This is a genomic window from Mitsuaria sp. MSU3D (genome assembly GCF_056867975.1).
On the sequence record NZ_CP200314.1, the window covers coordinates 5,284,555 to 5,296,684 of the forward strand.

The 12,130-nt window shown below is 70.4% G+C and carries 11 protein-coding genes; 9 read left to right on the top strand and 2 right to left on the bottom strand.

Going from position 1 to position 12,130, the window contains the following annotated elements:
• The 4 genes from AC1VNM_RS23270 (at nucleotide 1) to AC1VNM_RS23285 (ending at nucleotide 5,656) form a co-directional block, all read left to right on the top strand.
• On the top strand, nucleotides 1–1,524 hold the full coding sequence (locus tag AC1VNM_RS23270) for an ABC transporter substrate-binding protein (RefSeq protein WP_483108471.1): 1,524 nt from the start codon (nucleotides 1–3) through the stop codon (nucleotides 1,522–1,524).
• Nucleotides 1,525–1,743: 219 nt separating this feature from the next.
• Nucleotides 1,744–2,340, top strand: a complete 597-nt coding sequence (locus AC1VNM_RS23275; RefSeq protein ID WP_377158525.1) for a response regulator — start codon at nucleotides 1,744–1,746, stop codon at nucleotides 2,338–2,340.
• Complete coding sequence (locus AC1VNM_RS23280) at nucleotides 2,337–4,775, top strand: penicillin acylase family protein (protein ID WP_483108472.1); 2,439 nt, start codon at nucleotides 2,337–2,339, stop codon at nucleotides 4,773–4,775. Before AC1VNM_RS23275 ends, AC1VNM_RS23280 begins: the two co-directional genes overlap by 4 nt.
• Complete coding sequence (locus AC1VNM_RS23285; protein ID WP_483108473.1) at nucleotides 4,772–5,656, top strand: hypothetical protein; 885 nt, start codon at nucleotides 4,772–4,774, stop codon at nucleotides 5,654–5,656. Before AC1VNM_RS23280 ends, AC1VNM_RS23285 begins: the two co-directional genes overlap by 4 nt.
• A gap of 76 nt (nucleotides 5,657–5,732) precedes the next feature.
• On the opposite strand, the gene AC1VNM_RS23290 is transcribed toward AC1VNM_RS23285, so the two are convergent.
• On the bottom strand, nucleotides 5,733–6,395 hold the full coding sequence (locus AC1VNM_RS23290; protein WP_483108474.1) for a glutathione S-transferase family protein: 663 nt from the start codon (nucleotides 6,393–6,395) through the stop codon (nucleotides 5,733–5,735).
• Between the two features lie 302 nt (nucleotides 6,396–6,697).
• Between AC1VNM_RS23290 and AC1VNM_RS23295 the strand changes: the two genes are divergently transcribed.
• The 3 genes from AC1VNM_RS23295 to AC1VNM_RS23305 all read left to right on the top strand — a co-directional run bounded on the left by AC1VNM_RS23295 (nucleotide 6,698) and on the right by AC1VNM_RS23305 (nucleotide 9,127).
• Nucleotides 6,698–7,312 (top strand): DUF6515 family protein, encoded by a 615-nt coding sequence (locus tag AC1VNM_RS23295; protein WP_377158518.1) that lies wholly within the window; start codon nucleotides 6,698–6,700, stop codon nucleotides 7,310–7,312.
• A gap of 136 nt (nucleotides 7,313–7,448) precedes the next feature.
• Nucleotides 7,449–7,856 (top strand): metalloregulator ArsR/SmtB family transcription factor, encoded by a 408-nt coding sequence (locus tag AC1VNM_RS23300; RefSeq protein WP_483108475.1) that lies wholly within the window; start codon nucleotides 7,449–7,451, stop codon nucleotides 7,854–7,856.
• A gap of 14 nt (nucleotides 7,857–7,870) precedes the next feature.
• Nucleotides 7,871–9,127 carry an acyl-CoA desaturase gene (locus AC1VNM_RS23305; RefSeq protein WP_483108476.1) on the top strand — a complete coding sequence of 419 codons (1,257 nt, stop codon included), beginning with the start codon at nucleotides 7,871–7,873 and terminating at the stop codon, nucleotides 9,125–9,127.
• A gap of 37 nt (nucleotides 9,128–9,164) precedes the next feature.
• Here AC1VNM_RS23305 and AC1VNM_RS23310 read toward each other — a convergent pair whose 3' ends face one another.
• Nucleotides 9,165–10,172, bottom strand: coding sequence for an XdhC family protein (locus AC1VNM_RS23310; protein WP_483108477.1), 1,008 nt, complete (start codon nucleotides 10,170–10,172; stop codon nucleotides 9,165–9,167).
• 67 nt (nucleotides 10,173–10,239) lie between these two features.
• On the opposite strand from AC1VNM_RS23310, the gene AC1VNM_RS23315 reads away from it, so the two are divergent.
• Both AC1VNM_RS23315 and AC1VNM_RS23320 read left to right on the top strand, forming a co-directional pair.
• On the top strand, nucleotides 10,240–10,809 hold the full coding sequence (locus AC1VNM_RS23315; protein ID WP_483108478.1) for an SRPBCC family protein: 570 nt from the start codon (nucleotides 10,240–10,242) through the stop codon (nucleotides 10,807–10,809).
• Nucleotides 10,810–10,977: 168 nt separating this feature from the next.
• Nucleotides 10,978–12,072 (top strand): acyltransferase family protein, encoded by a 1,095-nt coding sequence (locus tag AC1VNM_RS23320; RefSeq protein WP_483108479.1) that lies wholly within the window; start codon nucleotides 10,978–10,980, stop codon nucleotides 12,070–12,072.
• Nucleotides 12,073–12,130: the final 58 nt, after the last annotated feature.

The following is a 12,130-nucleotide window of genomic DNA, read 5'->3' on the forward strand; positions in this document are numbered from 1 at the left end:
ATGGACCCCCTCCTGGAGATTGCCCTGGACCGCCGCCGCTTTCATCTGCTGTCGCTCGGCGCCGCCGGCGCGACCCTCGGCGCTTCGTTGCCGGCGCTGGCGCAGGGCAGCGCCGCGCGTCCGCTCGTGCTCGGCATGACGCTCGAACCGCCGGGCCTGGATCCGACCACGGGTGCCGCCGCCGCGATCGGCGAGATCGTGCTCTACAACGTGATGGAGCCGCTGACCAAGGTCGCCGAGGACGGCTCGGCGCTGCCGCTGTTGGCACTGCGCTGGAACGTGTCGTCCGATCAGAAGCGTTGGACCTTCACGCTGCGCCCGAACGTGCGCTTCCACAACGGCGAGCCGTTCGACGCGAAGGCGGTGAAGTTCAGCTTCGAGCGCGCGGGCGCGCCCAACAGCCTGAACAAGGACCGGCGCGTTTTCGAGAACATCGCCGCGATCGGCACGCCGGATGCGCTCACCGTGGTGCTGACGCTCAAGCATCCGGAACCTGAGCTTCCCGCATTGCTGGCCCAGTCGCCGGCGGTGATCGTCGAGCCGAAAAGCGCCGCGGGCAACGCGCAGAACCCGGTGGGCACCGGGCCCTATCGCGTCGCCCAATGGCAGCGCGGCGCGAGCCTGAGCGTCGTCGCCTGGCCGGGCTTCCGCGACGCGGCGGCGATCCGGATCCCGCGCGTGCAGTTCCGCTTCATCGGCGAGCCGGCCGCGCAGGTCGCGGCCCTGTTGGCGGGCGATGTCGACGTCTTCCCGCGCGTCGCCGCGGCACGCGCGATGACGCAGTTCAAGGCGCAGCCCAAGCGCTTCCAGGTGATCACCGCGTCCTCGCGTGCGAAGACCATCCTGGCGATCAATCACCAGCGCGCGCCGCTGGGCGACGTCCGCGTGCGTCGCGCGATCGCGATGGCCATCGACCGCAAGGCCGTCATCCAGGCAAGCGCCGACGGCTTCGGCGTGCCCATCGGCAGCTTCGTCACGCCGGACACGCCGGGCTACGTCGACTGCACCGCGATCAACGCCTACAACCCCGCCGCCGCGAAGGCGCTGCTGGCCGAGGCCAAGGCCACCGGGCTGTCGCTCTCGCTCAAGCTGCCGCCGGTGCCCTACGCGCGCCAGGGCGGCGAGTTGATCGCGGCGCAGCTGGCGGCCGTCGGCATCACGGCGAGGATCGAGCAGATCGAATGGGCGCAGTGGTTGTCCAGCGTCTACGGCAGCAAGGCCTATGACCTGACGGTGATCTCGCATGTCGAGCCGCATGACTTCGGCAACTTTGCGCGGTCCGATTACTACTGGGGCTACCGCAGCGAACAGTTCAATGCGCTTTACGAACTCATGCAGAACGCGGCCGATCCGACGCAGCGGTTGAAGCGCTTCGGCGAGGCGCAGCGCCAGGTGGCGGAAGACGCTGTCGCCGCCTTCCTGTACCAGCCGCAGTGGATCACCGTCGCGCGTGCCGGCCTGAAGGGCTTGTGGACACGCACCCCGCTGTTCGCGAACGACCTGTCGGCGCTGAGCTGGGCCTGATCCGCCCCGGCGCGACCTTGGCCTGGCCGGAGGTCACACAAGCCCCCTGATGCAGGGACGGCACCACAAAGGGCTGTGGTGCAAGCGCATCGGCCCCGGGAGCGCGGTGGCGGCTCGTCGGTCGTCATCCACCGGCCATCCACCGAGAGGGCTTTTCCTCTACAGTGACGCCCCTCGACCGTGTAGCGTGCCCGGTTTGGGGAGGAGTCGGAGAGACGAATGCCGTTTGATTTGCCTGAGACCCTGCAGCCGTTCCTGCTGCCGCTGCTGATCGTGGTCCCGTTGGCCATCCTGATCATCATCATCACGGTGCGCCGCGGCGACTACCGTGACTTCGGCGCGCCGCCGCCACCCGTGTCGCGACCGCAGCCGCCGGCGCCGACGGCCGCCACCGTTCCTCCGCCGGCGCCGGTCGCTCCGAGCGCCGCGCCGGAGCGCCTGCCGCTGCTGGTGGTCGACGATTCGGCCGTGGTGCGCGCCAAGCTGCTGAAGCTGTTCAGCGAGGCCGGCCATGAGGTGGTCGCCGCGCGTGACGGCGTCGAGGCGATGGAGCTGCTCGGCCAGACCCGCTTCGGCGTGCTGATCACCGACCTCGAGATGCCCAACATGGACGGCTTCGAGCTGATCAAGGCGGTGCAGGGGGCGCTGGCCACCGAGGACCTGCCCATGATCGCCATCACCGGCCACGAGGAGCTGCATGCGCGACTGCATCAGATCCAGGGGCTGTACGGCATGTTCCACAAGCCCTGGAACGACCGCGAGCTGATCAAGCGCGTCGAGGCGCTGTCCCACCTGCGCGCACCGGTCCGCCCATGAGCGTCGGTCGCTGGCTCAGGCGCGGCGCGATCACGCTCGCCGTGCTCGTGGCCATCGGGGCGGCCGGCGCGGCCTGGCACGTCTACAAGAAGCTGCCGGTGCGGGACGGCGAGCTGCAGCTCTCGGGCCTGAGCGCGCCGGTCACCGTCCGCTACGACGAATGGGGCGTGCCCCACGTCGACGCGCGCAACGAGGACGACCTCTACCGCGCCCTCGGTTATCTGCACGCGCAGGACCGGCTGTTCCAGATGGAGATGCTGCGCCGGCTGTCGCGCGGCGAACTGGCGGAAGTGCTGGGCCCCAAGCTGGTCGAGACCGACCGGCTGTTCCGCACGCTCGGCATCCGGCAGCGCGCCGATGAACTGGCCGCGGCCTCGTCGGCGATCACCGCGCAACCGGGCGCGGTCCGGGCGCTGTACGCCTACCTGGACGGCATCAACCAATACCAGGCCACCCGGCCGGCGCCGCTGGAGTTCGAGATCCTCGGCATTCCCAAGCGCCCGTTCACCGCCGCGGATACCTACAGCATCGCGGGGTACCTGGCCTACAGCTTCGCGGCGGCCTTCCGCACCGAGCCGGCGCTGACGGCGGTGCGGGATCAGCTCGGGCCCGACTACCTGCGCATCTTCGATCTCGCGTGGCGTCCGAAAGGCGCGCTGGAGCCGCAGGCGCTGAACGCGCCGGGAACTCCCCGCGCGCCGGACGGCGCGGACCGCCGCTTCGCCGACGTGGCGCCGGTGCTGGCGCGCCTGGCCGAGGTCAGCGGACGCGCGGCGGAACTCGCCGGCCTGCCGCAGTTCGAAGGCAGCAACGCCTGGGTCGTCTCCGGCAGCCGCACGGCCAGCGGCAAGCCGCTGCTGGCGGGCGATCCGCACATCGCCTATTCGACGCCGGCCGTGTGGTGGGAGGCGCATCTGCGCACGCCGCAGTTCGAGCTCTACGGGCATCACCTCGCGCTCAATCCGATGGCGCTGCTGGGGCACAACCAGCGCTTCGGCTGGAGCCTGACGATGTTCCAGAACGACGACGTCGACCTGATCGCCGAGAAGGTCAACCCGGAGAATCCGAACGAGGTCTGGATCAAGGACCGCTGGGTGCCGATGACCTCGCGCCAGGAGGTGCTCAAGGTCAAGGGGCAGCCGGACCAGGTGCTGACGCTGCGCCGCTCGCCGCACGGACCGATCGTCAACGACGCGATCCCGGGCGACCGCGGCGAGCGCCCCGTCGCGATGTGGTGGGCCTTCCTGGAGACCGAGAACCCGGTGCTCGACGGCTTCTACAAGCTGGGCCGCGCGGACACGCTGGACCGGGCGCGCGAGGCCGTCAGCCTGATCCACGCCCCGGGCCTGAACGTCGTCTGGGCCAACGCGGCCGGCGACATCGCCTGGTGGGCCGCGGCGAAGCTGCCGATGCGGCCCGAGGGCGTGAATCCGACCTTCGTGCTCGACGGCGCGACGGACGAGGCCGACAAGCCCGGCTTCCTGCCGTTCTCCGCGAATCCGCACGAGGAGAATCCGGCGCGCGGCTACATCGTGTCGGCCAACTTCCAGCCGCCGGGCGACACGCCGGTGCCGGGCTACTACAACCTGGCCGAGCGGGGCATCCGGCTCGACGCGCTGCTGAACCAGGGCAAGCGCTGGGACATCCACAACAGTCAGGCGCTGCAGCTCGACGTGCAGACCGACTACGGCCCGCGCGTGCTGCGGCCGATCATCCCGTTGCTGCGCGGCTCGGCCTCGGCCGAGGAGCAGTCGCTGGTCGAAGCGCTGGTGCGCTGGAACGGCGCCTACAAGGCCGACGCCGTGGCGCCGGTGCTGTTCCAGCAGTTCGCGGCGGAGCTGCTGCGCGCGGCGATGAAGGACGAGCTCGGTGACGCGCAGTTCGACAACCTGCGCCGCACGCGCGCGCTCGATCAGGCGCTGCCGAAGCTGACCGCGGACACCGACTCGCCGTGGTGGGACGACCGCTCGACACCGCAGCGCGAGACGCAGACCGACATCGTGCGTCGCGCCTGGAAGGCGGCGGTCGCGCACCTGACCATGACGCTCGGCGCCGACAGCACGAAGTGGCGTTGGGACAGCGTCCATACGCTGACGCACGAACACCCGCTGGGCAAGCAGAAGCCGCTCGACCGGGTGTTCAACGTCGGCCCGTTCCCGGTGCCCGGCGGGCACGAGGTGCCCAACAACCTCGCGCAGCGCAACGGCAGCGCGCCATGGGGCGTGGTCTACGGGCCGTCGACGCGACGCTTGATCGACTTCGCGCGGCCGCAGGAGGCGCTCGGCGTCAATCCGGTGGGCCAGAGCGGCGTCTGGCCCGATGCGCATTACAGCGATCAGGCTGAGCTGCTGGCCAAGGGCCAATACCGTCGCGAGTGGTTGAACGAGACGGACGTTCAGGCCCACTCTCGCGGGATGCTGATCCTGAAACCATGAACGCGATGCGAGGCGCCAAGTCGATCGCCGCGGCGATCGCGATATCGGGTGCGTGGGCCGCGATGCCGGTCCTCGCCGTCGAACTGCCGAAGCCGGCCGACCTCGGCCGGGAACTGGCTGCGCCAGCCGGCAAGGGCGTCGGCCCGGAGGTCGACAAGGGGACGGGCAGGAAGACGACGCGCAATGGCGCGGCGGTCACTGTGGCCGTTCTCGAGCCGCATCTGATTCACGACGGCCGCATGCCCGAGGTGCGCTATGTCGGCTTCCCGGCGGAGGCCGTGCTGACGGCGGTGCTCGGCAAGGGATGGCGCGCGCCCGGGCAGGAGTTCGAGTTCCGCGCGCTGGACGGTTTCGTCTCGCGCATCCCGGTGGAACGTTTCGCGCAGCATCGCGCGTGGCTGGTCTACGCGCGTGCCGACGGGCAGCCGTTCCAGGTCGACAACCACCTGCAGGGCGAAAAGCAGGTGCCGCTCGGCCCGTTCTACCTGGTCTGGGACAACCGCTCGTCGAAAGCCTTGCAGGCCGAGGGCGGCGCCCTGTGGCCGTACCAGGTCGCGTCGGTGAGCGTGGGGCCGTCCTCCACGCGCGCGTTGTTGCCGGACGGCCTGGCGGCGAAGTACGCCGACGCGGCGGACCTGGCCCGCACGTACTGCCTGAGCTGCCACCGCATCCGCGGCTACGGCGGCGACAAGATGCCGCTGGACCTCGACGTGGTCGTCAAGGGCTACGACGCCGCGGCGTGGAAGCGCTGGCTGCTCGAGCCCGCCGCGGTGCGCCCCGGCACGACGATGCCGCCGCTGGTCGTCGAGAGGCCGGCGGACGAACGTGCCGCCATCGCGCAGCGGCTTTACGACTACCTGCAGGCGCTGCCCCCGCGCTGACGGACACGGCGACGCGCCGGACACATGCCGACGACGAGCAGGACGAGCGGGACGCGTGGGATGCGCGTCGGTCGGCTCAGAACCAGGGCTTCGGCAATTTCTCGGTCTCGATCGCGCGCTGCAGCGCGGGGCGTTGCGCCATGCGTTCGAGGAAGGCGCCCAGCGCCGGGCGGTTGCGCGCCGGATCGACGAAGTTGCGCGTCCAGCGGCAGAGCATGAACGCGAAGGCATCCAGCACCGAGTAGCGCTCGCCGAGCATGAAGGGGCCGCCATGGCGCTCGAACTCGGCGGCGAGCAGATCCAGCTGCGCGCCGGCCCGGACCTGCGCCTGTGCCTTCACCTCGGCGCTGCCGGCGGTGTTGCCCGGCGCGACGAAACGATCGGGGTAGTAGTAGGCGATGACGGTGGGCTGCAGCGTGTTGGTCAGCCACATCAGCCACTTGTAGGCCCGCGCGCGCTGGGCGCTGCCGAGCGGCGGCATCAGGCCGGCGTCGGGGTGCGTGTCGGCGAGGTGCAGCAGGATCGCCGCGGTCTCGAACAGCACCAGGTCGTCCGCGCCTGCGCGCGTGTCGCGCATCGCGGGCAGCAGGCCGTTCGGGTTGATCGCGAGGAACGCGGGCGACTTGTGTTCGTCCTTGTCGCGGTCGACCAGCCGGAGCTGGAACGGAACGCCCAGTTCATGCAGGACGACGTGAGGCGCGAAGCTGGCGTTGCTGGGGAAGTAGTAGAGCTCGATCATGGCGTGGGGGTGGCGCGTGGCGGCGGCGTGAATGTCTCGTGAATCTCTCGTGGAGGTGTGCCATGACGGGGGAGGCGCCAGGCGGCGGGCATCATCGCCGATCCGGCGGCGGGTCCGGCCGCGACCCGGCGTGACGGCGTGCATGACGGCGTGCATGACGGCGTGCACAGGGGGCTTCGGAAGCAATGGTTCTTTACCCCGGCGAAACGCCCTCCCGTAGACGTGGCCGAGCGCTGCGGCGTTGAATAGGCCATCTGGACTTCCTGGGCGCCGTTGGACGGCGCGAGCAGATCATGAGCAGCATGAACAAGCTTCGTTGGTTGATTCCCGTCGCACTGGCTTTGTCCGCGGGGCTGGCGTCGGCGCAACATCACGGCGGCGGTGCGCGCGTCGACATCGGCCTGCGCCTGGACAGCCGCTACCACCATGACCACTACTACCCCGCGCCGGGTTACGTCGCACGCGGCTTGCCGGGCGGCGCGGTGTTCGTGGGCAACCGCTACTGGTACCACGGCGGCGTCTGGTACCAGCCGTGGGGCCCTAGCTTCCGCGTGATCGCGCCGCCGCTGGGCTTCGTGGTGCCGATCCTGCCGAGCGCCTACGTGACGCTGCGCATCGGCGGCTACCCGTACTACTACGCCAACGGCGCCTACTACACGGTGGCCTCGCCGGGGCCGGGCTACGTGGTCGTCGCGCCTCCGCCGGGTGCCGACGCCGCGACACCCGCGCCTGTCGCGCCGCCGCGGCCCGATCCGATCATCTATCCGCGCAACGGACAGTCCGCCGGCCAGACCGAAGCCGACCGCCAGGAATGCAACCGCTGGGCGACGACGCAGCCCTCGTCGATGAACGACGCCGGCGTGTTCAACCGCGCGGTGGAGGCATGCATGGATGGGCGGGGATACAGCATGCGGTGAACGTCGCCCTCGGCGAGGGCTTTGACGTCGAGCAAGGGCCAGCCGCGTGCTGGCCCTTCGTCATTTCGATCTCCCACTTGTCAGGCGACGTGTATTGGCGATAAGCTATTAACAAATTGCTTAATAGCTGATTCGCATGCAACTCGATCGCGTCTTCGAAGCATTGGCCTCCGGGCCGCGTCGCCAGATCCTGGCGTATCTGTCCGGCGGCGAGCTGAGCACGAGCGCGCTCGCCGAGCGCTTCAACATGAGCGCGCCGGCGATTTCCCGTCATCTCTCCATCCTCGAGTTGGCCGGTCTCGTCAGCAGCGAGCGCCAGGGGCAGTTCGTCCTGTATCGCTTGAACCCGGACAACCTCGTCAACAGCCTGACCGGCTACGCGCTGGAGGTCTGCCCGGTCGGCCGGCCGCTCAAGCAGGAGGCAAAGGCGCGCGCCAGTGCTGCCAAGGCCGCGGCGCCATCGACTCCCGCCAGGACGGCGAAGGTCACGAAGGCCATCAAGACCGTTGCAGCCGCCAAACGAGCCAAGCCCGCCAAAGGCTGATCCTGGAGACCACCATGCCATTCGCCGCCCCTGAATCCCTCGACGGCCATCGCGTGCATGTCGATGCGCCGGAAGACGTCCTCATCGGCGAGGTCCGCTACTCGCCGCTGAAGTCGCTCTGGTTGCTCGCGAATCTGGCTGGCGCGCTCGTCGGCGTCTGGTTCTTCCTGTCCTGGTCCGCCGTGCTGATGTTCGTGATGGCCACGGTCACGGTGCTCTTGCTGGGCCACTCGCTCGGCAGCCATCGCAAGCTGATCCACGACAGCTATCAAGCGCCGCGCTGGCTCGAGCGGCTGCTGATCTGGTTCGGCGTCCAGGTCGGCCTCGCGGGGCCGCTGGGACTGCTGCGTCAGCACGAACTGCGGGACTTCGCGCAGCGCCTGCCCGATTGCCATCCGTACCTGCGTCACGGTGTCTCGTTCTGGCGTGACGGCTGGTGGCAGCTGCATTGCGAGCTGCGGCTCGCGCGCGAGCCGCGTATTGCGCTGGAACCCCGCATCGCCGATGACCGCTACCTGCGCCTGCTGGAACGCACCTGGATGCTGCAGCAGCTGCCGCCCGCGTTGCTGCTGTACGCCGTGGGCGGCTGGGCATTCGTCTGCTGGGGGGTGTGCGCGCGGATCTGCGCCGGTGTCGTCGGGCACTGGCTGATCGGGCATTTCGCCCACAACGCGGGCGGCATGCATCACGAGGTGGAGGGCGCTGCCGTCCAGGGGCGCAACATCCGGTGGACCTCGCTGCTGACGATGGGCGAGAGCTGGCACAACAACCACCATGCCTTTCCCGGCTCCGCGCGGCTGGGTCTCTATCCGGGTGAGTTCGATCCGGGCTGGTGGATGCTGATGCTGCTGAAGCGGCTCGGCCTTGCCTGGGACTTCCGGCTGCCGGCAGCGATGCCCCCGCGGGCCGAGCTTCGCGCGATCGACGCAATGCCGGTCGCGACGGCGGCGGGCCTCGGTGCCTGGCGCGACCTGCCGGCATTGCGCGGCGTGCTGAGAACCGCGGCGCGTGACGGCGCCCGATTGCAAGGACCCGCGGCGCTGATGCCGGCGGCGTGGCTGACCGCCTGGTCGGGCGCGGCCTTCGAGCGTCGACGCGAGATGGCGCGTCTGGAGGTGCTCGTCCCGAGCACCGGCCAGGTGGTGCGCGGCCTGCCCGCGCTGTGCGTCAGCCTCGCTGCGCGAGGTGCCTTGGCGAGCTGGGCGGCGGCGGCGTTGCTGCCGATGGCCGCAGCCTGGGAGTCCGGTCGATCGGCATCGCAGCCTGCCTGAGCGGGCGAGTCACCGTCAGATCCACGCCGCGCCTGGTTCACAGCAAGCAGCCGGCCTCGCTCCCATCCACCGGCGCCGCGCTGCTGCTGACCTGCACCCCATACCGCTCCGCGGTCATGTGCGCCAGGATCGCCAGCGCAATCTCGGGCGGGGTGCGGGCGCCGATGTGCAGGCCCACCGGGCCGTGCAGGCGATCGAGCTGCGCGTCGGTCAGGTCGAAGTGTTCCTTCAGCCGCGCGCGGCGCTTGGCCTGGTTCACGCGCGAGCCGATCGCGCCGACGTAGAACGCCGGCCCGCGCAGCGCCTCCATCAGCGCCAGGTCGTCGAGCTTGGGGTCGTGCGTCAGCGCCACGATCGCCGTGTGGCCGTCGGGCTTCAGGCGCTGGACGACGTCGTCAGGCATCTCGCGCGTCAGCGGCGCGGCGATCAGCGTCCACGGGTAGTCGTCGCGCGGATCGCAGACCTGCACCTGGTAGTCGAGCGCCAGCGCCATCTGCGCCAGGTACTGGCTCATCTGCCCCGCGCCGATGATCAGCAGCCGCCATTGCGGCCCGTGGTGCGTCACCAGCTGGGTGTCACTCAGCACCAGCCGGTCCGCGCCGTCGCGCGAATGCGCGCCGGGCTCCGCGAGTGAGACGGCGCCGGTCGCCAGGTCGAGCGTGCGCAGCACGCGCTCGCCGCGCGACAGCCGCTCCAGCAGCGGCGCGATCGCCGAGTGCGCGCCGACCGGCTCCAGCATCAGCTCCAAGGTGCCGCCGCAGGGCAGGCCGAAGCGCTGCGCCGCCTCCGCCCCGACGCCGTAGCGGATCAGCTCCGGCGTTTCCAGGGACAGCGCGCCCTCGCGGATCTTCGCGACCAGGTCGTCCTCGATGCAGCCGCCGGAGACCGATCCGGTGATCAGCCCGTCCGCCCGCACCGCGACGATCGATCCGACCGGCCGCGGCGCCGAGCCCCAGGTCCGCGTGATGGTGCCGAGCACGACGCGCTGGTCGGCGTCGATCCATTGCTGCACTTGGCGCAGCACCTGCAGGTCCATGTTGTCCATCCGCGCACCATAGCGAATTTCGCTCCCGTCTGCGTCGCACCGGGCATGCAGGCTCACAATCGACGACATGCCCACGCTCGCCCTCAACGACGACCTCGTGCTGCCCGTCCCGCAGGCCCTGGCCTGGAAGACGCTGCACGACCTGACCCTGCTCGCGGACAGCCTGCCCGAGGGCGCCCGCCTCCAGGCCGGCGATGCGCCGGGCGCGTTCGCGCTGGCGTTGGCGGGATTCGACGGACGTGTCCTGCAGCTCGATCTCGACGCGCCCAGCCGACTGCGCCTGAGCTTCGACGGGCGCGGCCCTCGCACCGGCGCCGTGACGGGCCAGGCGCAACTCCGGTTGGAGTCGCTCGGCGACGACCGCACGCTGCTGCATGTGGCGATCGTGATCCAGGCCGAGGGCGCCACGCCGTCGAAGGTCGCCGGGCTGCAGGCGCTCCGGGCGAGGCTCGTCGCCTTCGCCGCCGCGGTCGAGCGCCGCCATCCCTCCGACCGCCCGCTGCCGGTGAAAGCACCGCCCAAGCCGTGGCCGCAGCGGCTGGTCGACTGGTACCTCGGCTGGTTCGCGGCGATCTTCAACGGGACGCTGTTTCCCGCGCCGAAACCGCGTCCTCCGGGCCCGCGCGACAAGCGCTGAGCGCGACACCCGGGCGTCATGCGACCGCCACCGAATCTGTGCCTCGATGTAACTTGTTGATTTGCTTATAGAATCCGGCGCAATCCAACGGCCACCTCGCGGTGGCCGCTTCGTTTTCCGCCGAATGCGCTCCCCAGGATCGTCGGCGACCGAATCCGCCGACCCCCGATGGCTTCTCGCCTGTTCCCGCTGGACGCGCTGCGCGCGGCCGCCGCGCAATTGATCGTGCTGCATCACCTGTCGGTCTACGGACCGATCGCCGAGGCAATGCACGGCCTGTTCCCGCTGCTGTCGGGATGGCTCTACGACTACGGCCGCATGGCCGTGCAGGTGTTCCTCGTCCTGGGCGGCTATCTCAGCGCGCGAGCGCTGTCGGCGCAGGAGCCGCAACTGCGCCGCTCCGCGCCGGCCCTGCTGGCGCAGCGCTACTGGCGCCTGGTGCCGCCCTTCATGGCGGCCGTCGGGCTGACGCTGCTGGCGTCCTGGCTGGTCCAGCCCCTGCTGCCCGAACTGGTCCCGACCCAGGTCCACCTGACGCAGATCCTGGCCCATGCGCTGCTGCTGCACGACCTGATGTCGGTCGAGGCGCTGACCGTCGGCGCCTGGTACGTGGCGATCGACTTCCAGCTCTTCGCCCTGCTGCTGCTGGTGATGTGGGGCCTGCGTTGCCTGCCGCTGACGCGCGCGTCGCGGCAGTGGATGGCGCCGGCCGTCGTCGGCGCCCTGTGCGCCGCGTCGCTGCTGAAGTTCAACCGCATGGCCGACATGGACGCCTACGCGATCTACTTCTTCGGCGCCTATGGCCTGGGCGTGCTGCTCTACTGGTGCCAGGGCTGGGCGCCGGCCGCGCGCCGCGCCGGACTGCTGGCGCTGGGCGGCCTGATGGTGGTCGCGCTGGCGCTGCAGTTCCGGGAGCGTCTGGTCGTCGCCGCGCTGACGGCCGTGGTCATCGTGATGTGGCGTCGCGGCACGCTGCCGGCATGGTTCGAGCGGCGCGGACAGGCGCCGGTCCAGGCCATGGCGCGTCATGCGTATGCGCTCTTCCTGGTGCACTTCCCGGTCTGCCTGCTCGTGAACGCGATCTACGAGCACCGCGCCGAGAGTCCCGCCCCCATGCTGGATGCGCTCGCGCCGCTGGCGCTGGTGGCCGCCTGGTTCCTCAGCAACCTGGCCGCGTTGCCCTTCCATCGCTGGATCGAGGCGCCGCTGCTGCGCTGGCGTCCGCGCGCCGCGGTGCTGCCGCAGGGCGTGGCGGTCCGCTGATGCCGCTCGACGGCGTTGGAGCCGCCGATGCCTGTCCGCTGATCCAGGACCGCTGACG

Excerpts from the sequence above, each read along its gene's own strand:
- AC1VNM_RS23305 (WP_483108476.1), top strand. The coding sequence starts at position 7,871 with ATGCCATTCGCCGCCCCTGAATCCCTCGACGGCCATCGCGTGCATGTC.
- AC1VNM_RS23275 (WP_377158525.1), top strand. The coding sequence starts at position 1,744 with ATGCCGTTTGATTTGCCTGAGACCCTGCAGCCGTTCCTGCTGCCGCTG.
- AC1VNM_RS23315 (WP_483108478.1), top strand. The coding sequence starts at position 10,240 with ATGCCCACGCTCGCCCTCAACGACGACCTCGTGCTGCCCGTCCCGCAG.
- AC1VNM_RS23310 (WP_483108477.1), bottom strand. The coding sequence starts at position 10,172 with ATGGACAACATGGACCTGCAGGTGCTGCGCCAAGTGCAGCAATGGATC.
- AC1VNM_RS23285 (WP_483108473.1), top strand. The coding sequence starts at position 4,772 with ATGAACGCGATGCGAGGCGCCAAGTCGATCGCCGCGGCGATCGCGATA.
- AC1VNM_RS23295 (WP_377158518.1), top strand. The coding sequence starts at position 6,698 with ATGAACAAGCTTCGTTGGTTGATTCCCGTCGCACTGGCTTTGTCCGCG.
- AC1VNM_RS23290 (WP_483108474.1), bottom strand. The coding sequence starts at position 6,395 with ATGATCGAGCTCTACTACTTCCCCAGCAACGCCAGCTTCGCGCCTCAC.
- AC1VNM_RS23280 (WP_483108472.1), top strand. The coding sequence starts at position 2,337 with ATGAGCGTCGGTCGCTGGCTCAGGCGCGGCGCGATCACGCTCGCCGTG.
- AC1VNM_RS23300 (WP_483108475.1), top strand. The coding sequence starts at position 7,449 with ATGCAACTCGATCGCGTCTTCGAAGCATTGGCCTCCGGGCCGCGTCGC.
- AC1VNM_RS23270 (WP_483108471.1), top strand. The coding sequence starts at position 1 with ATGGACCCCCTCCTGGAGATTGCCCTGGACCGCCGCCGCTTTCATCTG.
- AC1VNM_RS23320 (WP_483108479.1), top strand. The coding sequence starts at position 10,978 with ATGGCTTCTCGCCTGTTCCCGCTGGACGCGCTGCGCGCGGCCGCCGCG.